This window comes from Pseudomonas sp. 22526, assembly GCF_052044735.1.
Taxonomy (GTDB): Bacteria; Pseudomonadota; Gammaproteobacteria; order Pseudomonadales; family Pseudomonadaceae; genus Aquipseudomonas; species Aquipseudomonas piscium.
Window position 1 is genome coordinate 1 of the sequence record NZ_JBQENK010000026.1, and the last position, 25,508, is coordinate 25,508.

The 25,508-nt window shown below is 59.1% G+C and carries 24 protein-coding genes; 9 read left to right on the forward strand and 15 right to left on the reverse strand.

Features of this window, described 5'->3' with window-relative positions; translation table 11 throughout:
* The 3 genes from tssI to ACTJKT_RS28225 all read left to right on the forward strand — a co-directional run.
* A partial coding sequence (gene tssI / locus ACTJKT_RS28215; RefSeq protein ID WP_440789595.1) for a type VI secretion system tip protein TssI/VgrG occupies positions 1–1,326 on the forward strand: 1,326 nt, incomplete at its 5' end.
* 11 nt (positions 1,327–1,337) lie between these two features.
* Positions 1,338–3,095 carry a peptidoglycan-binding domain-containing protein gene (locus ACTJKT_RS28220; protein ID WP_440789597.1) on the forward strand — a complete coding sequence of 586 codons (1,758 nt, stop codon included), beginning with the start codon at positions 1,338–1,340 and terminating at the stop codon, positions 3,093–3,095.
* A gap of 2 nt (positions 3,096–3,097) precedes the next feature.
* Complete coding sequence (locus ACTJKT_RS28225) at positions 3,098–3,601, forward strand: hypothetical protein (RefSeq protein ID WP_440789599.1); 504 nt, start codon at positions 3,098–3,100, stop codon at positions 3,599–3,601.
* 150 nt (positions 3,602–3,751) lie between these two features.
* On the opposite strand, the gene ACTJKT_RS28230 is transcribed toward ACTJKT_RS28225, so the two are convergent.
* From ACTJKT_RS28230 to ACTJKT_RS28285, 12 genes are all read right to left on the reverse strand, one after another.
* Complete coding sequence (locus tag ACTJKT_RS28230) at positions 3,752–5,641, reverse strand: hypothetical protein (protein WP_440789601.1); 1,890 nt, start codon at positions 5,639–5,641, stop codon at positions 3,752–3,754.
* A gap of 118 nt (positions 5,642–5,759) precedes the next feature.
* On the reverse strand, positions 5,760–6,467 hold the full coding sequence (locus tag ACTJKT_RS28235; RefSeq protein WP_440789602.1) for a lytic transglycosylase domain-containing protein: 708 nt from the start codon (positions 6,465–6,467) through the stop codon (positions 5,760–5,762).
* 26 nt (positions 6,468–6,493) lie between these two features.
* Positions 6,494–7,546, reverse strand: coding sequence for an EscU/YscU/HrcU family type III secretion system export apparatus switch protein (locus ACTJKT_RS28240; protein WP_440789604.1), 1,053 nt, complete (start codon positions 7,544–7,546; stop codon positions 6,494–6,496).
* On the reverse strand, positions 7,543–8,331 hold the full coding sequence (gene sctT, locus ACTJKT_RS28245; protein WP_440789606.1) for a type III secretion system export apparatus subunit SctT: 789 nt from the start codon (positions 8,329–8,331) through the stop codon (positions 7,543–7,545). Before sctT ends, ACTJKT_RS28240 begins: the two co-directional genes overlap by 4 nt.
* A 2-nt stretch (positions 8,332–8,333) precedes the next feature.
* Entirely contained in the window at positions 8,334–8,603 is a 270-nt protein-coding gene (gene sctS, locus ACTJKT_RS28250) for a type III secretion system export apparatus subunit SctS (protein WP_053280204.1), read from the reverse strand.
* 11 nt (positions 8,604–8,614) lie between these two features.
* On the reverse strand, positions 8,615–9,265 hold the full coding sequence (sctR, locus tag ACTJKT_RS28255; protein ID WP_053280203.1) for a type III secretion system export apparatus subunit SctR: 651 nt from the start codon (positions 9,263–9,265) through the stop codon (positions 8,615–8,617).
* Positions 9,266–9,350: 85 nt separating this feature from the next.
* Positions 9,351–10,310, reverse strand: coding sequence for a type III secretion system cytoplasmic ring protein SctQ (gene sctQ / locus ACTJKT_RS28260; protein ID WP_440789607.1), 960 nt, complete (start codon positions 10,308–10,310; stop codon positions 9,351–9,353).
* A complete protein-coding gene (locus ACTJKT_RS28265) occupies positions 10,307–10,771 on the reverse strand; it encodes a hypothetical protein (RefSeq protein WP_440789609.1) in 465 nt (154 codons plus the stop codon). The genes sctQ and ACTJKT_RS28265 overlap by 4 nt, the downstream gene beginning before the upstream one ends.
* A 3-nt stretch (positions 10,772–10,774) precedes the next feature.
* Complete coding sequence (locus ACTJKT_RS28270; protein ID WP_440789611.1) at positions 10,775–11,158, reverse strand: hypothetical protein; 384 nt, start codon at positions 11,156–11,158, stop codon at positions 10,775–10,777.
* On the reverse strand, positions 11,137–12,477 hold the full coding sequence (locus tag ACTJKT_RS28275) for an EscN/YscN/HrcN family type III secretion system ATPase (RefSeq protein ID WP_440789613.1): 1,341 nt from the start codon (positions 12,475–12,477) through the stop codon (positions 11,137–11,139). The genes ACTJKT_RS28270 and ACTJKT_RS28275 overlap by 22 nt, the downstream gene beginning before the upstream one ends.
* Before the next feature lies 1 nt (position 12,478).
* On the reverse strand, positions 12,479–14,527 hold the full coding sequence (locus ACTJKT_RS28280) for an EscV/YscV/HrcV family type III secretion system export apparatus protein (RefSeq protein WP_440789615.1): 2,049 nt from the start codon (positions 14,525–14,527) through the stop codon (positions 12,479–12,481).
* Positions 14,524–14,892: a type III secretion chaperone SycN gene (locus ACTJKT_RS28285; protein ID WP_106698188.1), complete on the reverse strand. Its 369-nt coding sequence runs from the start codon at positions 14,890–14,892 to the stop codon at positions 14,524–14,526. Before ACTJKT_RS28285 ends, ACTJKT_RS28280 begins: the two co-directional genes overlap by 4 nt.
* 211 nt (positions 14,893–15,103) lie before the next feature.
* Here ACTJKT_RS28285 and ACTJKT_RS28290 point away from each other — a divergent pair, with 211 nt between their 5' ends.
* A complete protein-coding gene (locus ACTJKT_RS28290) occupies positions 15,104–17,860 on the forward strand; it encodes a two component system sensor kinase (protein WP_440789617.1) in 2,757 nt (918 codons plus the stop codon).
* A gap of 15 nt (positions 17,861–17,875) precedes the next feature.
* Here the strand turns inward: ACTJKT_RS28290 and ACTJKT_RS28295 are convergent, their stop codons facing one another.
* Together ACTJKT_RS28295 and ACTJKT_RS28300 are read right to left on the reverse strand one after the other, a co-directional pair.
* Entirely contained in the window at positions 17,876–18,190 is a 315-nt protein-coding gene (locus ACTJKT_RS28295) for a LuxR C-terminal-related transcriptional regulator (RefSeq protein ID WP_440789619.1), read from the reverse strand.
* Positions 18,187–18,516, reverse strand: coding sequence for a response regulator (locus tag ACTJKT_RS28300; RefSeq protein WP_440789621.1), 330 nt, complete (start codon positions 18,514–18,516; stop codon positions 18,187–18,189). Before ACTJKT_RS28300 ends, ACTJKT_RS28295 begins: the two co-directional genes overlap by 4 nt.
* Positions 18,517–18,678: 162 nt before the next feature.
* Here ACTJKT_RS28300 and ACTJKT_RS28305 point away from each other — a divergent pair, with 162 nt between their 5' ends.
* The 5 genes from ACTJKT_RS28305 to ACTJKT_RS28325 all read left to right on the forward strand — a co-directional run bounded on the left by ACTJKT_RS28305 (position 18,679) and on the right by ACTJKT_RS28325 (position 24,373).
* Positions 18,679–19,032, forward strand: coding sequence for a hypothetical protein (locus ACTJKT_RS28305; protein WP_440789623.1), 354 nt, complete (start codon positions 18,679–18,681; stop codon positions 19,030–19,032).
* Positions 19,029–20,519 (forward strand): EscC/YscC/HrcC family type III secretion system outer membrane ring protein, encoded by a 1,491-nt coding sequence (locus ACTJKT_RS28310; RefSeq protein ID WP_440789625.1) that lies wholly within the window; start codon positions 19,029–19,031, stop codon positions 20,517–20,519. Before ACTJKT_RS28305 ends, ACTJKT_RS28310 begins: the two co-directional genes overlap by 4 nt.
* A 10-nt stretch (positions 20,520–20,529) precedes the next feature.
* Positions 20,530–21,747, forward strand: a complete 1,218-nt coding sequence (gene sctD, locus ACTJKT_RS28315; protein ID WP_440789626.1) for a type III secretion system inner membrane ring subunit SctD — start codon at positions 20,530–20,532, stop codon at positions 21,745–21,747.
* Between the two features lie 26 nt (positions 21,748–21,773).
* Complete coding sequence (locus ACTJKT_RS28320) at positions 21,774–22,022, forward strand: EscE/YscE/SsaE family type III secretion system needle protein co-chaperone (protein WP_440789628.1); 249 nt, start codon at positions 21,774–21,776, stop codon at positions 22,020–22,022.
* A gap of 218 nt (positions 22,023–22,240) precedes the next feature.
* Positions 22,241–24,373 (forward strand): TcdA/TcdB catalytic glycosyltransferase domain-containing protein, encoded by a 2,133-nt coding sequence (locus tag ACTJKT_RS28325; protein WP_440789630.1) that lies wholly within the window; start codon positions 22,241–22,243, stop codon positions 24,371–24,373.
* A 189-nt stretch (positions 24,374–24,562) separates the two neighbouring features.
* On the opposite strand, the gene sctW is transcribed toward ACTJKT_RS28325, so the two are convergent.
* Entirely contained in the window at positions 24,563–25,501 is a 939-nt protein-coding gene (sctW, locus tag ACTJKT_RS28330; RefSeq protein ID WP_440789632.1) for a type III secretion system gatekeeper subunit SctW, read from the reverse strand.
* Between the last annotated feature and the right edge of the window lie 7 nt (positions 25,502–25,508).

Sequence of the window (25,508 nt, forward strand, 5' to 3'; positions counted from 1 at the left end):
CCGCGGGTGCTGGGCAGCCAGACCGCGGTGGTCACCGGGCCCAAGGGCGAAGAAATCCACTGCGACCAGTACGGCCGGGTGAAGGTGCAATTCCACTGGGACCGCGAAGGCAAAGCCGACGACAAGACCAGCTGCTGGCTGCGCGTGTCCTCCAGCTGGGCCGGCGACCGCTACGGCGCCATCGTCATCCCGCGCATCGGCATGGAAGTGCTGGTGACCTTCCTCGAAGGCGACCCGGATCAACCGCTGATCACCGGCTGCCTGTACCACAAGGAACACCCGGTGCCCTACGCCCTGCCGGCGAACAAGACCCGCACCGTATTCAAGTCCATGAGCTCACCGGGCGGCGCGGGCTACAACGAGCTGCGCATCGAAGACAAAAAAGGCGCCGAACAGATCTTCATCCACGCCCAGCGCGACTGGGACGAAAACATCGAGCACGACCAGAAAATCCGCATCGGCCACGAACGCCACGACACCGTGGTGAAGAACACCTACACCGAACTCAAGGCCGAAGAACACCGCATCACCCACGCCGACCGCAAGATCGAAGCCCGCGTCGACGACCACCTGACCGTGGGCGAAAACCAGCACATCAAACTCGGCACCGCCCAACTGACCAAAGCCGGCCAGGAAATCCACCTCAAGGCCGGGGCCAAGATGGTCATCGAAGCCGGCAGCGAACTGACCATCAAGGCCGGAGGCAGCTTTATCAAGCTCGATGCCGGTGGAGTTACGGTGGTGGGGCCGGTGGTGAAGATCAATGCGGGGGGATCGCCGGGGAGTGGGACTGGGATCGGCATTCTGATGCCGGGCCTGCCGGGGGCGGCCGATGCGGACAAGGCTGGCAGCCTGATGGAGGAGGCGTTGGTGAACTCGCTGCAATCCCCTCCATCGGAAAGCTTCCGCAAAAGCTTTCGTATTCAAATGAAACGTCCCTATGACAAGAAAGGGATTTCAGGACAGCCCTATATATTGGAAGCCGATGGTGTGATTTATAAGGGCACAACATCTACTGATGGGTTTGTAGATCAACCGGTTTCGCTAAGTGCTAAAAAAGGAAAGTTAACCTTCTATGCATTTGGGCTAGAGGCGCAACCTTGGGTATGGGAACTTGATCTAAGTTCGCAATCAGCTGCTTCGGATGTTAAGGGGCTTCAATCACGACTGAAAAATCTTGGCTTCTATCACGGAAAAATTGACGGTGAAAATGGCCCGAAAACAAAGTACGCCACCCGCTGCTTCAATCGTTCATGTGAGTTGACAGATAAAGATTATCTATCTGCCAGTGATGTTAAACGATTAAAAGAGCAACATATTGCATAAGGAAGTGAATCATGATTTATGGAGGTTTCGATCTTCGTCTTGGAGATCATGATGGTAAGCCAGCACAGAACTTACCTCCACGATGGGGTGGTGTCGAAAATCCGAGTCTTTCCGTTATTTCTGCTGAAACAGCTATTGCGTCTTCAGGTAATAGTGCGGCTTTAGCTGTTTTAGAGTATGTAAGAAAACTTCAGGAGGATTTGGCTTTTTTAGGGTTCTCCATAGTTGGAAAGCCAGATGGCGGGTTTGGAGTTCGTACTGGCTGGGCTGTTAGAGAGTTTCAAATTTACGCATCCATGGCTCAAGTGGCATGTGTTAGACAAAATAAAAAAGGCCAACTCCTATTAGATCAAGCAGGTTCTCCTGTAAAGGTGGAAAATTCAGATGTATATTTTGATAGCTCAGCAGTCATTTTGGTAAAAGCTGGGAAAGCATCTGTCGTGGGTGGATCAACTCTCGGTCCGGTTAGTTGTTACGTAGACAGTCTACAATCAGTCGCCAATTCAGCACGATACTCTGGTCCTATAAGTGGGGTTCTGAATGCACAGACTAGATCAACGATAGATCACTGGCTGGATAATGATTATAGATGTCCGGTAGTGTTTGAAGCTTGGAAAATGGTTCGTGGGGTCAGGAGCGATATTGCTGTTTCTGGGTGTAATATTTGGGCGCATGATAGCTTCACTGAGGGAGCACCGAGGGTTCTGGTGAGGGACTTCTCAAGTTATTTTGATTTTCTGGTTGGACGGGCGCAAAACGATTACCATGCTGTAGGTTATTACGAGTCTCGAGGTTTCGGGGGACCTAATGCAACTAAAGGGCATAGTTGGTCGCCAGAGGCTGAAATGACAGTGCAAAATATAATCGGATCAGCAGTAAATCCGGCACAGCTTAATAGTCCGGCACTTTCAACTTATCGTACTATTCGAGTGGTTGCTGAGGCAGAGTGTTTTGGACGTTTTGATGTGCTTAATGCGTGGGATAACGCGCTGGTATCTGCGGGGGCGTGCCACTGGACTATGGGCTTGTTCGACAATGATAAGTACGGGAAGGGTGAGTTTGTTGGTTTTATTTCTTACCTGAAAGAAAGGGATAATGAGGTGTTTAGGAAGGTCTTTGGTGGTTTTGGACTTTATCCTAAATATGATTGGGGAGATTCGAGGTTATACGTCGAGGACCTAAAAACTTATTCTGGATGGGTGAGGTTAACAAATGATACATATGTCCCTGCTCAGCAAATTCATGATGAGAGTGAGTTTGACGATCTACCGAGGACTAAAGAAGAAGCCCATTACTTAAAAACGTGGCATTGGTTCTATCGGTTGAGTATGGCAGGTCGAACCTTGTCGGGATATAGGGATGCGATGTGGTCAATGGCCAAAGTTAGGCTCAGGGATATTTTGGGTAAAGAGGTTCGGTTTCGTGTTGGTACTGCGAATGTAACTAGTACCTTGGGTGGTGTTTTTACTTCAGAGAAGAGTGTGGCAATACTTTTGAGATGGCACGTATATCGACCATCTCATGTTGTTCATGATGATTATCAAAGAATCGTGCCAGTCATACAGCAGGCAATAAATGAAGTAACCACAGTGAACTGGCAGTTACCAGTGTCAAGTTGGGGTGATACACATGAGGTTGCCTTGTCTAGAAGGCTTTTGTCTGCGGCCGCAGTTGTAAATTCCACTATAACGGCTAGTATAATTTTTGGCTCTACCCAGCCCCAGGGAGCAGTCCGAACTGGTAGTAATACATTTATTTTGGATGAGTGAATATGAAGTATGCCCTAGCATTTCTGCTGTTTTCTCCGATTGCTCAAGCAGCGACAGTAGAAGTTTGTGATGCCAATGGTCCTAAACATTTTATTTCGCAGTGGGCAGAAGATGGCGATCCTGTTTATACGCTCTCAAGAGTTGATGGGGTAAAGTTCTCTGTTCAAGAGGGTAGGGTTGTCTATAATGATGATCTTAATGGTGATGGGGTGAAAGACTTTGTTTTTTCTTCTTCCGGTAGTGAAGGGTCAAGTAAGGATAAGGTTTATGGTTTTTTTATCCAGTGTCGAGGGTATTTGAAGTTTGTTGGTGGGGATTATTTTGCAGGTGTTAAGGTTTTAGATGTTGCTTCTGGTGGTGAAAATAGATATAAAGATATTGAAGTGTATTCCTATCAGAGAGATAGGGAAGGTGGCGTTATCTATAAGGGTAAGGATGCGTTGACTAGATCGCATGTGTGGAGTTTCAATCAAAGTGCTCAAAAGTATGAGGGAGAGTCTGAATAGAGTTTTGTGACCCTTCGTCCTGTAACGCCTGCCATACAAGCGAGCCTGCTCGCGAAGAGGGAGTACCGGTGGCTATCAATGATTACCGATATACCGCAAACAGGCCCGTTCCTGTGTGGGTTGCGCTTGATTGGCATTGGGAGCGATTGATTACTTTTGCTGCGCCTCCTTAGTCAATTCATTGTTCAGCCGCAAAATAATACGTTCAATCACACAGGCCGAAACGTTGTAAGACTCAACACTCGGGTGTGAAGCGATCCATCCATTGTCTTTGAACTTATGCAGCAGATCATCCAGGCTCATTTTCTGCTCTTCGAATTCCACCCAGGTATTCTTCTCCGCTTCGAAGAGCGCCTTGAGGGTCTGGGTGCGGCCTTCGTTCCAGTAGACATTCGGGGTGTCCGCTGGCCCCTTCAGCTCCTTCTTGATGATTCTTTCTTCTGGCAAAACCCTGTTGCGCCCATCTTTGCTCAGGCCGAGTTCCTTGCTCATCAACATGTCTTCGCCACCTGCAACCATATAAGGAGGGTAAATGCCATCCTCCCATTGCTTGCGAAACGGCGCCTTGATCGAAACGAACTGTTCCGCTGGCCCGTTCAGATCCGCTGGCGTGGGTGGGAGTGTTTCTCCGAAAGGTGTGGGAGGCGACTGTCGTGCCGGGTAACCGATACCGTAGCCGACAATCGGCTGCTGGCTTGTCTGGTGCAGACCTTCTACCGCAGTTCGCACCCTTGGGTTGGTATGTCTGGTCTGTTCCGTCTTTACAACATCCTGATCGATCATCATGACTCTTTCAGGGCGATACGAAAGGGAATCGGCAAAGGCCAGGGCCGATGCTCGCGCGGCACCAAACCCTGTCAGCTTTCCTCCATCCCAACCGACCAGATGCAGGTTCGGGTACTGTTCAAGCAGCTCTTTCAGCGTCGAGGCGTAGGTCGGGTAATCGAGCCTGTGGACAAGCAGATAGACAGGCTCGGCATGCGTGCCACGCTCATTCGTCATGTTTTTCGGGTGCCATGCCAGGCTGTAGTCCTTACTGAGATCTGCACTCAGCTTGTTGGCACTTCCGCCACTGATGACCAGTGCCGGAACAGTGCCCTTGTTCAGATGCGGCTCATGCAACTGCGGGCCCCTGACAAATGAAAACCAACTGCCAGCACTGGGTATTGCGCGGTCCATGGCAAGTTCCCTGCAGGTATCAATCCGCTTATCAAGAACCGCCTGCATACTTTTAATGGCGTCTTCCCGAGTGCCTTTGATGGCGTCTTTATGCGGCAGATCGCCTACTTTGACCGGGGAGTATTTACACGCCGGCCTGGTCTCGGGATTGATCCAGCGCGGATTGCGCTCCAGATTGATAGGCACGGCATTCACAGGGTTCTTGATGTCGTTTGCAGCAGTGACAGCGCCTGCACCCTCCAGCTTCACAGGGTCCTGGAGTCCCTCTTGCCACAGCGCTCCCAGCACGGTGCGCTGTTCAAGGGCATTGCCAGCCAACTGCTTGCGAAACTCGGCGGCTTGTTTGTCACTGATCGCATCTACGGAGACATCCCCTCTGACGGCCAGCATCGTTTTGAAAAAAGCATCTTCGCCGCAGGCTGCCCAGACCTCTCCGGATTTGCTTGCCGAGTAGTTATCCTTGCCGTCATGGCATATCTCGATACTCTGTTTTTGTTGATCCGCGGATAACATCCCGACATCCACCCAGCATTTTCCCTCCCCAGGGACAAATGCCGTATAGGGCCGGGTATCAGCATCATGTTTCCAGACCAGGGGCACATCGACGGGCCAGTCCTTGTTCTTGACCAGCGTCAAACTTAATAACTCCAAGGTGCTGCCGTTCAGCGAACAAGGCGCGTCTTGGGCAAGTCGATGGGAGGCATCATCGACCTTGCACAGCATTGCTGCTGATGTGTTGTAGGCAAATATGCCGGAGTTGGCTGAGTTGGATTTTTTTCCAGAGGGGTTTTCGTTCTCGGACAATTCATGGGGACGACTGGCGGCGTGTAGGTTGGGTAGCGAATGACTCGGAGTCAGCATGGGGATTTCCTCTTGCGTTAGTTGTTGCTTTCGACTGCTCGTGGAGGCTGGTCATGCAGTTTCACTATGGCGCGGGGCGCTGCTCCCAGCTCAATGCCAGCCAGGTTGTTTGCTGCGTTTATCCATCCTCGTGTTCCGGCGAAGCCAGCAGCAGTGAGCCCAGGGTGTGTAAGAACACCGCGGCACTGCGCAGGGCTGTCGATGGATTTTCCGTTGCGCGGACTTCGGGTTGGCGCGTCTGGTCAGGAGCAGCAAACCCCATGGTGTTTTCCCGGTAGCGGGCCATGACGCGAGTGACATAAGTCTGGGTTTCGGGGTAAGGCGGAATTTCCCGGCCGTACTTTTTTATCGCGCCTTCTCCTGCGTTGTAGGCGGCGATGGACAGTTCCAGGTTGTGATCGAAATGATCGAGCAGCCATCTCAGGTAGGCCGCGCCGGCGCGCAGGTTGTCGGGTGCGTTGCTCAGGTCGGTGTAGCCAAATCGCGCGCCTGTGAGGGGCATGACTTGCATCAGGCCGACCGCGCCTTTATTTGAAACAGCGCCCTGTTGGTAGCGGGACTCCACGTGAATCATGGCGTGCAGCAAACGCGGGTCGAGGTGGTACTCCCTGGCCACGCTGTCAATCAGTGGACCATAGGGGAGGAGGGGGCGGGATGGCACCACGCTGGCCGCAGAAGCAGGAGGCGAAGGGGGCGGCACAAGGGGGGCCGGCGCAGGAGAAATGTCGCTTTCAAGGTCGCCTCGGGTCCAGGTCAGGGGCGCGTCCAACCCGCTGTCCTGGGCGCAGACCAGGGCAACCGGGCCACAGGCCAGGAGCAGCCCCATGCCGACCACTGACCTTCGCCAGCGGATCATGGCGCTTGCTGCTCGTAGTCCAGCTGCATGGCGATTCGCAGAATATGCGCCACCGGTTCGAACAGCTCGGCGGGAATGTAGCGACCCACGTCGCACTGGGCCGCCAGGGCGCGGGCGGTGGCGATGTTCTCGACCACCGGAATCCCCGCCTTTTCGGCAAGGGCGACGATGTTCAAGGCCACATGGTCGTGGCCGATTTCGATCACCCGTGGCAAGGGGGTTTCACCGGGCTTGAAGTACAGGCAGACCGCAATGTGGGTGGGGTTGCGCACCACCGCTGTGGATTTGGCGACATTCGCCGCCAGGCTGCCGCTTTGCACTTCCCGGTGCGCTTCCTTGCGTTTCTGCTTCATGTGCGGATCGCCTTCGGCGTTCTTGTACTCCTGCTTGATGTCCTCCAGCGACATCATCAATTGCTGGTTGGTGTTGTAGCGTTGGAAGGCGAAATCGGCGATGCCGACCATCACGTAGAACCCGATCAGCACCGCCCACATCCAGTACAGCAATTGTGTGCTGACCTCCAGGCCGCACGCCACGCTGCACAGGGGCAGGAACTGGATGGACGGCGCGTACTGTCGGATCAGGTAGAAAAATATCAGTGACAGGACCCCGACCTTGGCCAGGGATTTGCCGAACTCGAACAGGCTGTGCATGGAAAACATCTGCTTGGCGTTGGCCAGCGGGTTGAGTTTTTCCAGGGAGGGCTGGATCGCCTCGGGCGCGAGCAAGGGTCCGGTCTGGGCAACGATGGCCACCAGGGTGGTGAGGATGAGCATGGCGGCGATACCTCCCGCCACTCGCACAACGATCGCTGAGAACAGTTCGCCCAACTGTTTGAGCGCCGAGGCCAGGTCCAGGTTGATGGCGTTGATCGTGGTGTCGAGCAGTGCCGTGAAGCTGTCGAGCAGGTAGTCGCCTTCGAACATGAAATAGCCGAGCATCACCGCCAGTTGCACGCCGCTGGTGACCTCCATGCTTTTGGCAACCTGGCCCTTGGCGCGAGCTTCGCGGATTTTTTTCGCCGTGGGTTGCTCGGTTTTTTCGCTCATCGCAGGTGGTCCATCAAGGTGAGTACGTGCTGCACCCATTGGCTGCTCTGTTCAAGGGGCGCCTTGAACGCGAAGCCCAGGCTCATGACCAGCATCAGCAGGGCGAAGGCGCTTTTGATCGGCATCGACAGAAAAAACACGTTCAGTTGCTGGGCCGAGCGATTGACCAGGCCAAGGGCCATATCCACCAGAAGAATGGCGACAATCGCCGGCATCGAGAAACGCAGGCACAACTCATAGGCCAGTTGCCACTGCCGGGACAGGAACGCCAGAAAACCCGGGCCGAAATGAAAGACTTCGCCAGGGGGCAAGACGCTGTAGGAGTGATAGATCCCCGCGATCAACTGGTTGAAACCGCCGGTCACCAGGAACAACACGCCAAATACCTGGGTAAACAGGATGCCGAACAGCGACGATTGCTGGCCCAGCAGGGGGTTGAGCACGCTGGCCATGGAAGCGCCCCGCAGGGTGTCGATCAGGAACCCGGCCATGTCCATGGCCCAGAACGGGATGGCCGCGCAAAAACCCATCATCAGGCCGATGCTCAACTCACCGCAGATCAGCATCAGGTAACGTCCGGCCGTGGCGTCCTGGCGGACGCTTTCCAGGGTTGGCCAGGTGTCATGAAGGGGAATCAGTGGCAGGGCAATCATCAGCACCAGGGCATTGCGCACCAGCGTGCCGCCGAGGGTGGCCTGGTTGAACAGCGGCACCATCAGCATCAGCCCCAGGGGGCGCAGCATGCACAGGCCGATCACGGGTAGCCATTGAGCCAGGATGTCCACGTTCAGGCCCTCATCTGGTTGATCAGCTCGAACGACCGGTTGGCGTAGGCCAGCAGGATGTCGCCCATCCAGTTGAAGGTCATTGCCAGGGTAATGGCGACAGCCACCAGCTTGATCAGGAACTGAATGGTCTGGTCCTGCACCTGGGTCAGGGCCTGCACCAGGCTGACCAGCACCCCGACCACGGAGGCGACCACCACCACCGGCAACGACAGCAGCAGGACCAACCACATCATCTGCATGGCCAGTTGAGTAATCAGCGCTTCACTCATCCGCCATTCCCTCAGTTGAACGACAACATCAGCTGGCCGAGCAGCTTTTCCCAGCCATTCATCAAGACGAACACCAGCAGCTTGAGGGGCATCGAGATGGTCATCGGCGAGACCATCATCATGCCCATGGCGAGCAGGACGTTGGAGACGATCAGGTCGATCGCGATAAAGGGCAGGTACAGCAGCAGGCCGATCTTGAACGCTTCGATCAACTGGCTGACGGTGAAGGCGGGCATCAGCACCAGCAAGGAGCTGTCGGGGAGACGGTCGTGGTACTTCTGTGGCCAGATGTCGCGGCCGATGCTTGAGAAGAAGTGCGCCTGGTCCGGCGCGGTATTGCGTTCAAGAAACACCCGATACGGCGCCAGTATTCCACTGTCGACCTGCCTGATGAAATCGTCGGACTCGCTTTGAATGGGATTGGCCGCCAGGTTGTCCTGAATCTCCAGGCCGATGGGCGCCATGATGAACATCGTCAGGATCAATGCCAGGCCGTACAGGGCAATGTTCGGTGGAATCTGCTGGATGCCCAGGGCGTTGCGCAGGAGCGAGAACACCACCGCCAGTTTCAGGAAAGAGGTTCCAAGGATCAGCAGCAACGGCAATATGGAGACAGCGGACAGCAGAAGGATCAGGTGCAGCGGCTGGTCCAGCAGGTTCATCGATTCGCTCCGGGGGCTGTTTTTCCATTATCGGGCGAGGACCGCACAGCGCCCATCCGGCGCATACCTGAGATTTTCCGCCGGGTCAGAAAAGCCGGTCGATCCGCACCGCCAGCCTTCCATCGATCTCCAGCAGCAGGCCATGGGCAATGGTTTTGCCGGCGACCTTCAGGGTGACGAAGTCGTCGATACAGGCCGGACCTTGCAGTACCTCTCCCTCCTGTAGATGGGCCAGTTGGTGCAGCGGTACTTCGAGCGAGCCGACTTGAGCGACAACGGTCACCAGCAGCTCGCTGCCGGAGGGGGAACCGGGGGCGCCGGGCCCCGGGGCGATGTCCATCCAGTCATTGAAATCGTGCAAGACAGTCTCCAGGGCAAGTGGCGCGGCATCGTGGGTCGAAAGGGTGGCCAGCGGGCGAGACAGGAACAGCCCCAACTGGCCCTCGGTCGCCCGGTAGGCGTGGTGTAGCAGCAAGCCGTCACCGGGCCGCAAGCGTTTCAGGCTGTCTCGATCGACATGGCTCCAGCCGACGATCAGGGCCGCGGGGAGCGTTCGATGGTCGCTGTCGTCCTGGGTATCCATCGGCTGGAACAGTTCACTGAGGCTATCGAGCCATTGCACGGGGGCTTCCAGGACCGAGGCGACCAGCGACCGCTCCTCATGCTCGAAGCACAGGCACCAGTTGGGGCTTGTCTCGACCGTTGCCGCCTCCAGGCGGCTGGCCGTGGGCCAGGCAACCATACTGTCCGCCAGCCCGGCTCCTGCCGAGGCGAGGGTCCAGCTCGCCAGGACCTCGTGCAGTTCAGTCGGGACTGCCGACCAGTCCGGTACATCGAGCTGCGGGCGGATCCAGCGGCACCAGGCAGGGGCGGCGACCCAGAGACGAACCGGTTGGTTCAATACCTGGGCGTGCAGGATCAGTCCATCGCCCCCTGCCAGGCCGTAGGTGAGGGTCATGCCCCCCTCGAGCAGTTCCAGGCGCCGTCCACGACCGAGTTTGCGCAGCAATCGGCCCTCGGCCTGACTCAGTTTCGGCAATTTCACCAGGGTTCTCCGTTCAGCTGTTGCAGCGTCAGTGCCACCGGACGATTGAGGATCGCCGCCAATTGGTTTTCGAGTAGCCCGCGGCTGCCGACGATGCGTTCAAAGGTGTCGCGGTCGGCGACCTTGATGTTCAGGCACAACAGGCTGGCCTGGGCGCTGGCCTGTATCTCCAGTCCTGCCAGCGGGCCGTTGGTCAGCCGCAGGTCGAGGCTACCGGGATTGCGCCGGCCCAGGCCGCGCAACTGGGCGATCTCAGGCGTGAAGGCTTGCGCCAGGGCCGAATGCGGGTGTCGTGGCCAGGCAGCCTCGAGGGCCGGCGCTGTCGAAGCAAGGCGCCTGGGAGGCGCCGGGTTCAACAGCGCGTCGAAGTCTCGTTGCTGTTCGTGGTCCGGGCGCGGGTCGCATGCAATGTGCGAGGTGTCGCGCCTCGATGGGTTGGAGAGTGCTTTCAGGCAAGGCATGGGTCACTCCAGAAGCCAGTTCAGTTTTTCTTGTTCCACCAGCAGCTTGCGCAGTTGTATCTGCCCCTGCGCCTGTTCACCGCGGATCCGCTGCTGTTCGGCGTGCAACGCTTCCAGCCGTTCGGTCATGGCATGGTCTTGCTGGTGGTATTGGGCGAGTTCGATCTTCAGGTCCCGCAGCGCCCGGTGATCGAGGACTTGTGAAACCTCGCAGCATTCGCGCCACTGGCGCTGCAGTTGGAGGCGCTGCTGCAGTGCCCCGGCGATGCTGTCCTGCAGTTGGTTTTCCTGCCGGGCCAGCGCGCTCAGCGCGGCACGCAGGCTTTGTTCGCGCCGCTGCTTGAGCGATAGCAGGCGCCGCAGGGTCAGGCTGTCAGTGTCTGGCATAGGTGCTGGATGGTTTCCTGGAAGCTGTTCTTCTGCGTGGTGGATTGGCACAGCAATCCCCGGATCGCGTCACGACGGGCGAGGGCCTCATCGGCTTCGTCGTCTTGGCCGGCCTGGTATTCACCGACCCTGACCAACAACTCGATGTCCTTGTAGGCCGCCATCAGGCGCCGCACTTTGCCGGCCATGTGCCGATGCTCGGGATCGACGATCTGGCTCATCACCCGACTGACGCTGGCGCCGATATCGATGGCCGGATAATGGTTGGCTTCGGCGAGCTTGCGCGACAGCACGATATGGCCGTCGAGAATCGAGCGCACTTCATCGGCCACCGGCTCATTCATGTTGTCGCCCTCGACCAGCACCGTGTAGATCCCCGTGATGCTGCCGATGGCGGCGGGGCCCGCGCGTTCGAGCAAGCGGGGCAGGCGGGCGAAGAAACTGGGCGGATAACCGCCGGCAGCGCACACTTCTCCGGCGGCCAGGCCAATTTCCCGGGCGGCGCGGGCAAACCGGGTCAATGAGTCCATCATCAGCAGGACGGTCTTGCCCTGGTCGCGAAAATACTCGGCAATGGTGGTCGCCGTGTAGGCGGCTTTCAGCCGTTCGAGCGCCGGGCGGTCGGAGGTCGACACCACCACAATGGTGCGCGCGCGCGCGGCCGGGGACAGCGTATGTTCAAGAAACTCACGGACTTCGCGTCCCCGTTCGCCAATCAGGGCAAGCACGATCACGTCAGCCAGGCTGCCATCGCACACCATCCCCAGCAGCGTGCTTTTACCGCCTCCCGCCGCTGCAAAGATGCCGACCCGCTGGCCGACCCCGCAGGTCAGCAGGGCATCGATCGCCCGCACGCCCAGCGGCAGAGGCGTGTCGATGATCGGGCGGGTGAGGGCTTCGGGGGCCTCGCGCTCGACGCCGCGCCACAGGCAACCGGCCGGGGCATCGCTGCCGTCCAGCGGGCGCCCCAGGCCATCGACGACGCCGCCAAGCAGGAAGGCCCCCAGGGCGATTTCATGGGGTTTGCCCAGCGCGTGCACCTGGCTGCCGGTGGTCACGCCGAGGGGGTCGCTGAAGGGTGACAACACCGCGTAATCACCCTCCACGGCGACGACCTCGGCCTCGATCCCGGAGGGTTCCAGCCGACACCGTTCGCCGAGCCCGACGCCAGGCAGGGATGCGCGCAACAGGGTCGGGCCGACTTCGCTGATGCGGCCGTTGAAGTACTCGCCGACCTCGGCCGTCGTGGCCCCCGCCCGCTGGAAGCAGGGCCTTTGCTCGAGCAGGTCGCGCAGGGTGGTGAGGTTCGGCGCGCGCATATCAAGCCTGCTCGATCAGGTCGATGTTGCCAATGACCCGCAACTCGACTTCATCGCCCAGTTCCTGGAACGACAGGACGTGCAGGCCCGAGTATTCACGCTCGACAATCTTGCGCACAAACCGCCGGACATCGATGGCGGTGATCAGCACGGCGCGACGAGGGTCGCCGTCGCCGACGCGCTCGCGGATGCCTTCGATAATGGCTTGGTTCTGGGTGGCTTCCAGCGTCGAGTAAGAGCCGGCGGCTGTCTGCCGGATCGATTCACGCACCAGCCCCTCGATGCCGTCGCCGATCATCCAGCCACTGATCCACGCCTGGTTGCCACGGTAGCGCGTGGCAATGTGGCGACGCAGGGCCACCCGTACGTATTCAGTGAGCATGATCGGGTCTTTTTCTCGCGGAGACCATTCCGTCAGGGCCTCGAGAATACTGCGCAGGTCGCGGATGGAAACGCCTTCGCCTACCAGGCGTTGCAATACATCGGCAATGCGCCCGATGGGCATTTGCCGCTGCACTTCCTTGACCAGTTCGGCATGGCTGTTTTCCATGGAGTCCATGAGGAAACGGGTCTCCTGGACACCGATGAAGTCGGCGGCATAACGGTCCATGACCAGGGACAGGCAATGAGTGACGCGGGCCTGGTCCCGATGCAGCACCACGCCGAGGGCGGCCAGCGTCTCATGCTGCTCGGGGTCGAGCCATTGCAGGGTATGGCCGCCAAAGGGCAACTTGTCTGTGTGGCGTGCTTGCGCCAGGGGCATCGAGTGCGCATCGGCCAGCAGCAACCCCTCCGGCACCTTCAGGGTCAGGACGGGCTCCTGGTACAAAAGAATGCGCAAGGTCCCGGCTTCGAGCGAGGCATCGATCTGCTGGTGAATGTCAGGCAGCGGAATGCCCAGCTGTTCGAATTTCTTCTGCCGAAGCTGCTGGAAAGCCTCGTCGAGCCCCCTTGAGCGCCCGAGGTCGCTGGCCATGAGCACCATCAGCGGAATCGCCCCCGGCGTCATCGCCGGCTGACTGTCATCGCCGATCGAGCCTGGCGGCGCATCGGCCGAGGTGCTGTTCGAGGCGGCACGGGGTTGACGTTTCCTGATCCACCAGGCGCCGCCGTAGACCGCCCCGGCCAGGCCGACGAAGTAGATGACCGGGAAACCGGGGATCAGGGCGAATACCAGCAACACCCCGGCGGCCAGCGTCAAGGCCTGGGGTTGTCGGGTGATTTGCTCGCTCAGGTCGCTGGCCAGGTTCTTGCGCTGCTCCCCCGGGACGCGGGTCACGATAATACCGGCGGTGATGGAGATCAGCAGCGCCGGAATCTGGCTGATCAGGCCATCGCCGATGGACAGAATGGCGTAGGTGGACATGGCGGTGCCCGCGCTCATGCCATGGATGAACACGCCGACCGCGGTGCCTCCGAGGATGTTGACCAGGATAATGATGATGCCCGCAATCGCATCGCCCTTGACGAACTTCATCGCCCCGTCCATCGCGCCGTACAGCTGGCTTTCCTTCTGCACCAGGCCGCGTTGGCGGCGGGCTTCATTGGCGTCGATGATCCCGGCGCGCATGTCGCCATCGATACTCATCTGCTTGCCTGGCATGGCATCGAGGGAAAAGCGCGCGCCCACTTCGGCGACCCGTTCGGAGCCTTTGGTGATCACGATGAACTGCACGATGGTGATGATCATGAACACAATCAGGCCGACGCCGAGGTTGCCCCCGACGGCGAAGTTGCCAAAGGTGTAGACGATTTCACCGGCGTCCGCCTGCAGCAGAATCAAGCGGGTGGTGCTGATGGTCAGCGCCAGGCGAAACAGGGTGGTGATCAGCAAGACGGCCGGGAAGGTGGAGAATTCCAGCGGCTCGCGGATGTACAGGGCCATCATCAACAGCACGATGGAAATCGTGAGGTTGATGGCAATCAGCAGGTCCACCAGTCCCGTGGGCAACGGAACTATCATCATGAACACCGCAAGCAACAGCAGTACCGCCAGCACGATGTCCTGGCGGCCCGCGGCCAGCGAAAGCCAGTGGCCGAGGCGGTTCATTGACGGTCCCCGGCGTGGCGTTCGAGCAGCCGCCGCATGCATTTCAGGCACTCGATCCATTGCGTGACGCTACTGCCGGGTACCAGTGCGCCACTGAGCATTTGCCGGTCGCCCACGACATAGGCGCGCAGCGCGACCCCCTGGGTGGATGCCGGGTGGCAGTGCCCCAGCAGGGCCTTGAGCGTGCTGAAACGCCGACAGGCTTCGACCTGGCGCGCCAGTGAAAGCAGCACCCGGCCCTGGGTGTATTCGATGTATAACCGAAAGGGCGGCAGGGAGAACTCCATCCGCGCCTCGACACGGCCAGGGCAAAGGTCCGACAAACGCAGGAACTCTTCAAGGCTGCGTTGCGTTTGTAGGTCCATCTGCATCCTTATTTTTTACACAATGGGCTACCGGGCGCTCCGGTCCATGGCCTTATGGGGCGGGCCTGCGGTGGCTGCGTCATCCGGCGGCAATGATCCCGAGTCGGCGGACCTTCGAGCTATCGGGCCTTCACCTGATTTATCAAGCCTGTCTCGTGGCGTATCGTTTTGTGTGCTGCGCGTTGTGCAGCCTGTCGAGACCGTTATCCACATGCATAAACTTTGGCAAGCCTCACTGACCCGTAGTGTCATCGTCACCCTGACCTGCGCCATGAGCGCATTCTGGCTGTTGTCCGAGACCATCAGTTTCTACTACCGCTACAGCAAGGCCGAGGTCGAAGTCAGGGAAGACCTGGACTGGGAGCTGAACGGGGTGGCCGAGGAAGAGAATCGTCGTTATGAGCTGGCCCAGGTCAGGGTTAACACCCTGTTGCGCCTGTGGAGCGAGCTGCTCAGGAATGCGAGCCTGCCGGGTACCCAGACCAACGAACTGAAACATACGGTGTTCGTCCCCTTCGACGGGGTCGAGGTGGACCAGGAACGCATTGCCGTTGCTGGCCAGGTCATTGAGATCTTTGGCAACTCGGACTCGGTCAACCGGACGGAAACCTTTCTGTTGGTGCCGGGACAGGGCGTGCTTTTCTACCGCCCCGAGGGCCAGACGGCTGCCGACATGCAGGCCAAGATGCATGCGCTGCTGTCGCGTCAGTACCGATCGACCACCAGCGACAACTGCTGGGGCAGTGTGTTCGAGGATGGCCAGGGGCACCTGCGCAGCGCTGTGACCGCGATTGACGCGCGTTCGGGGATCACCGCCGGGCAGTTGTTGCGGATCGACGACCTGAACGCGCGCAAATATGACTTTTCGTACATCCTGCGCGATGCCGGCGGCAGACTGTTATGGAGCGACAACAGGGAGGAGAGCGCCTTGCTTGCCGCCCAGGGCGTGCAACCGGACTGCCAGCGCAAGGCCATGGAAATGGCCGGTTTCATTGTCGACTGTACGCTGCTCAAGGGGCCGCCCTGGCAGTTGTCCGCCATCGCCCGCGGTGATGTGGTGATGGACCGGGTACTGCCGTTGCTGGGGTCGACAGCGCCCTGGACGCTGCTGGCCCAGTTGTTGTTACTGGTGTTTATCGCCTTGATTCTCCAGGGTCAGCTGGGCCGGCCCCTGAGTCATATCGTCGAGCTCATCCATCGCCAGAAACAGCTCACCGACCTGAGCTATCGATTGCCGGAAGGGCGCAAGGATGAGCTGGGCCGCATTGCCAGCGCCTATAACACGCTGCTCAAGACCCTCAATGCCTATCACCAGACACTGGAAGACAAGGTCAGGAGTCGAACCCGCGAACTGGACGTGGCCAAGCGTATCGCCGAGCGGGCCAGTCACCGCAAGAGCGAACACCTGACGAGCATCAGCCATGAGATACGCACGCCGCTCAATGGCATTGTCGGCGCGCTCAGCCTGCTCGAGCGCAGTGGCTTGTCCGAGCAACAGCAGGAACTGATCGGCACCGCGCGCCAGTCCTCCGGCTTTTTGTTGAGCATCATCAACAACCTGCTGGATTTCTCTCGAATCGAAGCCGGACAGCTGGAGTTGTCCTACGAGCAGACGGCGATCCTGCCGATGCTCGATCAGGTGTTGCTGACGATCAATTTGCGGGCACAGGAAAAACGCTTGTCGCTGCGAACCCTGGTGGCGGCCAATGTGCCTCGCTCGATGTCCCTCGACGGCGTGCGCGTGCAACAGATCCTGATCAACCTCCTGGCCAACGCCGTAAAGTTCACCGCGCAGGGCGAGATCTGCGTCCGGCTTGAACGGCGGGCGGAGATGCTGGTCATCGCGGTGCGGGATACCGGCAAAGGCATACCGGAAGAGAATCAGCTCGATATCTTCATGCCTTTCATCCAGGTGCGCGCCCATGACAACGGCAGCGGCCTGGGACTGGCCATTGCATCGCGGCTGGCGAACCTGATGGGCGGGGAAATCCTGCTCGACAGCCAGGTTGGCGCAGGATCGACCTTCACCCTGTTGCTACCGATATGCGATCCCAGTGAACCCCCATTGGCTTTTTCAGCCCGGCTGCCGGCCCCGGCGGCATTGCAGACGCAGTTGGCCATTTGGGGCATCGAAGCCCAGCCGGGAGACTCGCCCTTGCTCGATATGCCCGAGCTGGTCTATCTGCCCGGCCGCTTGTGGCAGAAGGTCAGCGCCATTCTGTTCGAGGAGAAGCTGCCGGGCGATGAACCGGCCTCGATTGCCCCCTGTGCGTGGGCGCTCAAGGTCCTGGTGGTCGATGACATGCAAGTCAATCGCGATATCGTCGGCAAGATGCTCCAGGAGCTCGGGCACCTGGCCTATTCGGCCTCCTCGGGGGAAGAAGCGTTGCACTGCGGCAGAACCCATGTCTTCGATTGGGTGCTGATGGATATCCGCATGCCGGACATGGACGGCCTGCAAGTCACCCGGCTCTGGCGCGACATGGCCAGCGGGATGCTTGACCCGGACACCCCCATCATGGCGCTCACGGCGAATGCACTGCCCGACGAGCGCTATCGAGCCCGGGCCGCAGGGATGAATGGCTACCTGGCCAAACCCGTCAGCCTGGAGCAACTGGCGAGCGGGGTCGAACAGGTCGTTTCGCTGCAGTTGGCGCGGGGCATCGACCTGGCACCGAACCGCAAGTTGCAGCAACCGCTGTTCAACCTTGCGGACACCTCGCTGCGCGCCAGGTTCTATGAAACGCTGGAGATCGTGCACCGGGATATCGAAGCCGCGTGCCGCAAACAGGATCGCGCAGGCCTGCTGATACTGCTGCACACGCTCAAGGGGTGTGCCGGCCAGGGCGGACTTGATCGGGTGCACACATGGGCGCAGGACCAGGAGACCCGGGTCAGCCACGGCGAGTGGCTGAGCTGTGAAGACATCGGCTACCTGCGCGGGTTGATTTTGCCGAAGACCCATTAGGCCCGTCACACACCTTCAGTGGATACCCAGGCGGCACGCCCAGTTGACCAGGTCCGCAATGTTATGCGCATCGAGCTTGCGCATGAGGTTCAGGCGGTGGGTTTCGACCGTCTTGATGGTAATCGAGAGTTTTTCGGAAATGTCCCGGTTACGGTCGCCTTCGGCGATGAGCTTGAGTATCTGGCGTTCCCGGGTGGTCAGGTTGCCCTGCCCGCCGACATTCGGGGCACTGGTGACGTGCGCCAGGTTGAGCGCGGGATCGAGGAAGACCTGGCCGGCGATGGCGGTTTGCAAGCCGGCCAACAGTACCTGTTGGGAGCTCTTCTTCAAGATGTAGGCGAGTGCGCCCGCGGCCNGGCGCGGTGCTCGGAGGCGTCAGCGGTGACCACCACTATGGTCAGCTCGGGTCGGCGTCGTTTCAACTGGCGGATGACATCGATGCCGTCCATGCCGGGCAGGCCGAGGTCGAGCAGTACCACGTCGGGCTTGAGCTCCTGGCAGGCCGCGTACACGTTCAGGCCGTCGACGATTTCACCGACGACCTCGTAGCAGGGCATCGCTGAAAGCAGAATCTTGATGCCGTAGATGAGCAAGTAATGATCTTCGACGATCAGGATCCGTTGTGGGGCAGGCGTAGTTTGCAGATAGGACAGCATGATCAAAAACCTGACTTTTTTAGGGGCTGGGGCGCGAAGGCTATAGGGTTCAGGTCATTACCGGATTCAGAAATTTTCCAAAACTGACAAAATCGTGCAATTCCCTTCATCGATAACGCTATGAATTTTCCATCTTCCCTGGCTGGACTTGAAACCATTCGCATGCAGTCGAGAGTGGGGCAGCGTTGGCACATGACCCTGTCCGGTGTCCGCGGATGGTGCTGGGAATACCCTTTGGGGCTGTGCGTTGCCTTGGCGATCGAATGCCCATCCATCGATGACGAGTGGCTGGTTCGCACCAGTTTGTGGCTGGCATCGATACCAGAGAGCCTGGACGACAGTCTGTTACTGGACGGTGAGGAAGTTTTCCTGATTCGCCGCCATGACAGCCAGTGCCCACCCTGGGAACTGGAGGCGCGCCTGCAACAGCAGTTGTCCATCGCCTGCTGGTTCGCCACCCAGGGCGCGTCCCCCCCCGCGCCCACCGAGACCCGCACCCTGGGGCGCCTGGCATGAGGTGGCTGAAAGGCTGCCTGGCGGGAATGGCGGTCTTGTGCGTAACCCCGGGTGCCAACGGCGCGATTGCGCCCCAGGACGCCCCCGCTTTCTTCTTGAACACCCGTGGCGCCAAGCTGGCCGATGTCTTGCGCGACTTGGGGGCCAACTATCGGGTTCCGGTGATCGTCAGCCCGCAGATAGGCGAATCCTTTATTGGCCGTCTGGACGGCGGCACGCCCGAACAGACGCTCGAACACCTGGCGCAGCTCTATCAGCTTGCCTGGTACTACGACGGGCAAACGATTCATGTCTACAAGGCGCAGGAGGTGGGCAGCCGATTGCTGACACCGGCGTATCTGCCGGTACAGACCTTGATGGCCCAGTTGCAGTCCACCGGCATCCTGGATAAGCGTTACTGCCGGGTACGCAGTGTCCCGAGCTCCAATGCCCTGGAAGTGCAGGGTGTCCCCGCCTGCATGGAGCGGGTGGCGCGACTGGCCGAAGGGCTCGATCAGCAGAAATTCAATCGCGAGCGTAACCAGGAGGGCATCGAGCTGTTTGCCTTGAAGTACGCCGCCGCCGCCGACACCCAATACACCTATCGCAACCAGCAGGTAGTGGTGCCGGGGGTTGTGTCGGTGCTCAAGGACATGGCGCAGGGACGAACCTTGCCGCTCAAGGAAAATCAGGGTGAACCCTCATCGGATGACCGGAGCCTGCCCATGTTTTCCGCCGACCCGCGACAGAATGCGGTACTGGTGCGCGATCGCCAGCTCAACCTGCCGCTGTATGCCGACCTGATTACCCAGCTTGATCACAAGCCATCGCTGGTCGAGATTTCGGTGGCGATCATCGACGTCAACTCCCAGGACCTCGGCGCCCTGGGGATCGATTGGTCGGGGGGCGCGCGCATCGGTGGGGTAGGGGTCAGCTTGAACACGGGGGAAGGCTTTGATGCCGGCAATTTTTCTACGGTGATCGCCAATACCGGCAACTTCATGATCCGCCTCAATGCCCTGGAGCAGAACGCCAAGGCGCGCATTTTGTCGCGCCCTTCGGTGGTCACGTTGAACAACATGCAGGCCGTGCTTGATCGCAACATCACCTTCTACACCAAGCTGGTGGCGGAAAATGTCGCCAAGCTGGAGTCCATATCGGCCGGATCGCTACTGCGCGTGACCCCGCGAGTGGTGGGTGAAGGGAGCCAACAGGAAGTCATGCTGACCCTGATTATCCAGGACGGGCGACAAACCGACCCGATCAGCCAGAGAGAGCCTTTGCCCCAGACGTTGAATTCGGAAATTTCCACCCATGCCTTGCTCAAGGCCGGCCAAGCCTTGTTGCTGGGTGGTTTCGTCCAGGATGAGGAAAGCGAAAGCGTGCGCAAGATCCCATTGCTGGGGGACATTCCCTTCATTGGCCGGCTCTTCAGATCGACGCAGAAGATCAACCGCCAGACGGTCCGTCTGTTTCTGATCCAAGCTGATCCTTGGCGTCAACCCTGATGGGCCAGTGATGGACCGTACCTACAAACTCAAGTGGCTGAACGGGCCGTTAACTGGCCGTGAGCTGGCATTGCCCGTGGGCGAACTACGGATCGGCGGCCCGGACTCGGACATTGCCCTGTGCCTTGAGCAGGATGCCCAGGCGACCTTGTCGATCGAGGAGGAGGCCATCCGGCTGGCCTGCGCGACGCCTGCCTGGGTCGAAGGGCAGCCCTGGGACCTGGAACAGGCACTGCCGCTGGGCCGGGTGATCGATCTTGCCGGACAGGCTTTTGTACTGGGCCGGTCCGGCGATGAGCTGTCCACGCCGGGGGTGCCTGCGCGCCTGACGCGGCCTGGCCCGGCGCGAGCGTCGGTGTGGCACTGGGGAGCCCTGGCCGCGGTCTGTGGGCTGGGGTTGGCCATGGGGCTGCTGGCCTGGCAACCGACCCTCAGGGTGCCGGTCCCGGACCAGGATGAATGGCTGGCCACGCAATTGAAGGATCCGCAGCTCGCCGGCTTGAGTGTCCAGCGGGGTAACCAGGGTAGCTTCGTCCTTAAGGGCCTGTGCCATTCCTCGTCCAGCGTCGCCGGCTTGCGCGCCAAGCTGCGCGCAAGGGGGCTGCTGGTGTATGACGAGAGCGTTTGCGCCGACAGCCTGTTAGACAGTGTGCGCTCGGTGCTGAGTTTGAACGGTTATCGGGATGTCGAGGTCAAGAGCGGGGAGCGACTGGATCGCGTGGTGATTTTCGGCAATATCGTCGCGGACACCACATGGCAGCGCACCAGCGCCCAGCTGCGGGCGATTCAGGCGCTGGAGGGGTGGCGGGTGGTCAATGACCAGGCGCTGCTGTTCGATGACTTGTTGTCCCGGCTGACGGCGCGCCAAGTGTTGGGCGGCTTGAGTGTCAGGGTGTCCGACAAGGCCTTGCGGGTCAGCGGTCAACTGGATGCCCAGCGCCTGGCCGCCGTGACCGAAGTGCTCGAGGCCTTCAATCGCGACGGTGCCCCACGCTTGCCGGCGGTTTTCCAGAACATTCCGGGAATGGCCTCGGCCGAACGCTACTTGCCCTCATCGATTGTCGGCATTGGCGGCAATGTGGATTCCCCCTATGTCCAACTGGCCAATGGCATGCGCTTGCAGCAAGGCAGTGTGTTGCCAAGCGGCTACCGCATTTATGCGCTCGATCGCTTGTCGATGGCCTTGCTCAAGGATCAAGAGCTGATATCGCTGCCACTGACACTCTGAATCAGCCGATTGAAAAAGGAAGTTGAATGGCCCGTATCACCTATCTGGAAGATGCCTTGTTCGCCGATAGCCAGGGCATATTGCGCCGGCACTTGCTCGACAGCCTGCGACAGGCCGAACACCGGGTGCGCGGACAATTGCGTCAGCCACAACCTGCTGCGCGGTTCCAGGCGCTGGAACAATGCGCCAATGCCTGCGCCAGTGCCGCGCAGGTTATCGAGATCTTGTGGGGGCGGTATCACTCGCCCATGCAAGGCATCGGGGGCGCGCGGTGAAAACCGGTATAAAACCGATAAAGTCGTAAGTTGTCGGGGGGCAATCTGGTGACACTGATACTTGCTGCGAAAGTGCATGAAAACGGAAGACTCTGATCCTCTGACCTGAACCTCGGTAACCACTCATCGTGGGTCGTTATTGAATAACTTCCGAGCCTGGGTCGTTCCGCATCTCTTCATCTCTTTTGCGTGCTCAATCTTGTTGCCAAGGAGTTCCTATGCATATCCATAACGCCCCTGTGCTGTCGCAACAGTCGGTAGCCTCTACTTCCGGTGTCGATGCCGCCCAGGCCCCAAAGGCTTTTTCCGAAGTTTATCCAAAGAGTGAATTCAAGACGGTCCCGTCCAATATCCATATGGTTTGGGTTGGCTCCCAACCGGGCGGCGACCAGGAAAAATACCTGAGGCAATGGGCGGAGAAAAACCCGGGCAGTACGGTCATGTTATGGGTGGACTCGCAACAGTTCGATGCTTACGCCATCAACAAGACCGCCCGACAAGAGGCCGAGAAGGTGTTTCCGGACTATCAGGCCGAGAAACCTTTGCGCGGCTTGTTCAGCCAGCTCAAGACCACCCTGGGCAACACCGATGCGCTGCTGAACCTGGGGGCACAAAAGCAGGCACTGAGCGAACTGAACAAAGAGCTGTCGGCCAAGGGTAACGAGTCCTGGAAAGAGAAGTTGTTGCCGGGCGCCGCCAAGGTGACCCCACAGAATGCGGGTCAAGTGCTGGCGGCATTTCAGCAGCTCACGCGCGGCAATGACGACAAATTCCTGCAAGCCGAATGTGTGATCCTGGACCAGACCGTCAAATCCTGGGACCGCTGTGCGAGCAATCCGCAACGCGATACCGCGAAACTGAGCGCGTTGCAGGAAAAATTCGGTGATGTCAAAAACATCGAGATCCGTGACCTGAGCAATCGCAGTGATATCCAGCTCAAGAACAAGGACGCCTACCAGCATGAAATCATCGGCCGCAATGGCGCCTACCCGGCCGCATCCGACATTGCCCGCTATGAGATCCTGCACGAACACGGTGGCGTATACGCAGACATCGACCTGGAATGCATGCAGCCACTCAATGGCGTACTGCAGGCGCATCCGAACCTGATGCTGGTGGGGCTGGCCGAAGGCAAGAACGAAGCCAGTGGCAGTGCGACGCCATATTTTGCCAACGCGCTGCTGGCCAGCCACCCGGGCAGCCAGATGCTCGCCGACTTTATCGACAAGATCGGTGAGGACTACCAGACGCTGAAGGGCAACGAGTTCCGGGGTGATCGCTATTTCAGCCGCCCGAACAAGAGCACGATCGAAGCGACCGGCCCCAACGGATTGCGCGGGCATGTCGATACCGTGGTGCGCCAGGCTCAGGAACAGCCGCATTTGATGCGCAACGATGTGTTGTCGCTTTCAGAGCGGATCTGGGACAAGGGCCAGCAGCAGAACCAGGACTTCTGGTCCTCGATGGAATCGCACTTCAAGTTCCCGGACGATTACGTGAACTTCGAAACCGAAGAGCAACAAAAAAGTGCGACCAAAGCCATGGGGGGCGTCGCACCGTCAACAGCCTCCGCAGCCCTTGAGGGCACGACTGTAAAAAAGTCTGAAGGCGCGGCCGGGATTGGCGCGCCTCTGCGTCCAGGTACGGTGGTAAGCACCGAAAAAGTCGCAGCGCTCATTCTGGAAAAAATCAACGAGAAGCAGCAGCCCGGCAAACCCATGATCATCTTCATCGCCGGCCCTTCGGCATCCGGCAAGTCGGTGTTGACGGGCGCGCTACAGGAAAAGGCATTGCAGTTCGAGTCGGTCAAGACCGACCACTTCCTGAAATCCTTCTCGGAACTGAGTGCCATACCCGCCAACCGGGGGTTGCCAGTGGCGGAGTGGCCTGTCGTTCACGGCCATGCCGACTCGTTCAATCGTCAACTGACAGAGCAGCTTCTAGAGGCCCTCTCGGCAGGGCGCGAGTTCAGCTATCCGTTGCCGAGCAGCTATCGCGAAGGGGTGATGATTGGCGGCTTTCCACGGGGAGAGCGCGACGCCAGCGGCCCACACAAACAGGTCCAGGTGCCGGTGAGCGAAACCTATCTGATCGAAGGCATTTCCACCCCCCATCTGGTCAAGGATGCCACCCATGTTCTGGTGCGCCTGGATTGCGAATTTGACGAGACCGTCAAGCGCCGGGCCGGTCGTGGACATGACACATCGATTCCGGCAGAGGTCAGGATCGCCGAGGATAAACGCCAGTATGAGACCTTCCAGCAGGCGATGAACCAACTTGGAGAGAGCGTGACTGCCGATATTCATCTGGACTCGTCCGGCATGACGGCGGGGCATTTCCGCTTGTTTTAATGGGGACGACGGGGACTTTTTCATGACCTGAAAAAGTGCCCCTGGAGAACACTTGCGTGGGTAATTCTTCAATTTCGGGAGTATGGGCATGAAGGGTTTGCCGCTCAGTCATATCCAACCCAGCGGTGCCAGCCTGGCATCGCTGAACCAGGCCATAGAAGGCCAAATGGCTCCGGGCCCGGCCGGTTGTCACAGGCCTTCGTCCGAGAGTTTTTCCTGATACTCGAAAAACACCTCGGTAATCATCTTGCGTTGCTCATCATCCTCGAAGCACTCATCCGTCATTAACTTCACCAGCTCGCCCATTTGCCGCACATAAGCGTATTGCCCGCGTGCGTCGGGCACCTGGCGTGAAGTCTGTTGTTCGAGCCAGTCCACATGCATCCAGGACTGCTGGACGATTTCCAGTAATGTGCCGATGACCCCATCGCCATCCAGGCCGTCGATAGCCAGTGTGCGGGCAACGCGGTGACAATGATCTTCCATGCCGAAAAACAGCATGATGCGTTTCAGGTCGGTGATCACCGCGCCCAATTGGGCATCCATGGCCGGACCTTCAGCCGAGAGTTCGAAAGCCAGGGTACGGATCAGCGTTTTCAGTTTGCGCCGGCGATCGTGCAGTTGGCGGAACTCTTCGAACCATTGCACCAGGCGCGTACGACGTGAAGTGGCACGCTGGTAGAGCTGCTTGAGGGCGAGAAAACTGTTTTTGCCGGTGCTGCCGAACTCCAGGCGATTGAAGAGCCTCAAGGTCCATTCGTCATCCTCCATCACCGCGGACAGAGCCTCTTCCAGGCGTTTACGCTGTGCTCCACCGAGGTTTTTCCGCCCGAGCGCCGACCCCAGCAGCAGGGCCATTTCTCCCGCATCGAGCCCTTTATCGCCCATGCATGCCAGGAGGTCCGAGGCTTCATCGATGGCCGCTGTGTGTTTCTGCAGGTCTTCCATTTGCGCCGGGGCGGTTGCCGTGACGTGCTTGACCAGTTGCTGGAGCATGGCGCGGGTACGCGGGCGCTCAGACTTGCCATCGCTTGTCCCGCGACCTGTGGCCTGCCGATAGGAGCCAAGGGCAAACCCCATGTTCTCCAGGGTCTCGGACAATGCATCGCCGGGTACCTCGGTGGGCATGAAATCA

Coding starts and splice junctions, on each gene's coding strand:
- ACTJKT_RS28220 (WP_440789597.1), top strand. CDS start 1,338: ATGATTTATGGAGGTTTCGATCTTCGTCTTGGAGATCATGATGGTAAG.
- ACTJKT_RS28225 (WP_440789599.1), top strand. CDS start 3,098: ATGAAGTATGCCCTAGCATTTCTGCTGTTTTCTCCGATTGCTCAAGCA.
- ACTJKT_RS28230 (WP_440789601.1), bottom strand. CDS start 5,641: ATGCTGACTCCGAGTCATTCGCTACCCAACCTACACGCCGCCAGTCGT.
- ACTJKT_RS28235 (WP_440789602.1), bottom strand. CDS start 6,467: ATGGGGCTGCTCCTGGCCTGTGGCCCGGTTGCCCTGGTCTGCGCCCAG.
- ACTJKT_RS28240 (WP_440789604.1), bottom strand. CDS start 7,546: ATGAGCGAAAAAACCGAGCAACCCACGGCGAAAAAAATCCGCGAAGCT.
- sctS (WP_053280204.1), bottom strand. CDS start 8,603: ATGAGTGAAGCGCTGATTACTCAACTGGCCATGCAGATGATGTGGTTG.
- sctR (WP_053280203.1), bottom strand. CDS start 9,265: ATGAACCTGCTGGACCAGCCGCTGCACCTGATCCTTCTGCTGTCCGCT.
- ACTJKT_RS28265 (WP_440789609.1), bottom strand. CDS start 10,771: ATGCCTTGCCTGAAAGCACTCTCCAACCCATCGAGGCGCGACACCTCG.
- ACTJKT_RS28270 (WP_440789611.1), bottom strand. CDS start 11,158: ATGCCAGACACTGACAGCCTGACCCTGCGGCGCCTGCTATCGCTCAAG.
- ACTJKT_RS28275 (WP_440789613.1), bottom strand. CDS start 12,477: ATGCGCGCGCCGAACCTCACCACCCTGCGCGACCTGCTCGAGCAAAGG.
- ACTJKT_RS28280 (WP_440789615.1), bottom strand. CDS start 14,527: ATGAACCGCCTCGGCCACTGGCTTTCGCTGGCCGCGGGCCGCCAGGAC.
- ACTJKT_RS28285 (WP_106698188.1), bottom strand. CDS start 14,892: ATGGACCTACAAACGCAACGCAGCCTTGAAGAGTTCCTGCGTTTGTCG.
- ACTJKT_RS28290 (WP_440789617.1), top strand. CDS start 15,104: ATGCATAAACTTTGGCAAGCCTCACTGACCCGTAGTGTCATCGTCACC.
- ACTJKT_RS28305 (WP_440789623.1), top strand. CDS start 18,679: ATGCAGTCGAGAGTGGGGCAGCGTTGGCACATGACCCTGTCCGGTGTC.
- ACTJKT_RS28310 (WP_440789625.1), top strand. CDS start 19,029: ATGAGGTGGCTGAAAGGCTGCCTGGCGGGAATGGCGGTCTTGTGCGTA.
- sctD (WP_440789626.1), top strand. CDS start 20,530: ATGGACCGTACCTACAAACTCAAGTGGCTGAACGGGCCGTTAACTGGC.
- ACTJKT_RS28320 (WP_440789628.1), top strand. CDS start 21,774: ATGGCCCGTATCACCTATCTGGAAGATGCCTTGTTCGCCGATAGCCAG.
- ACTJKT_RS28325 (WP_440789630.1), top strand. CDS start 22,241: ATGCATATCCATAACGCCCCTGTGCTGTCGCAACAGTCGGTAGCCTCT.
- sctW (WP_440789632.1), bottom strand. CDS start 25,501: ATGCCCACCGAGGTACCCGGCGATGCATTGTCCGAGACCCTGGAGAAC.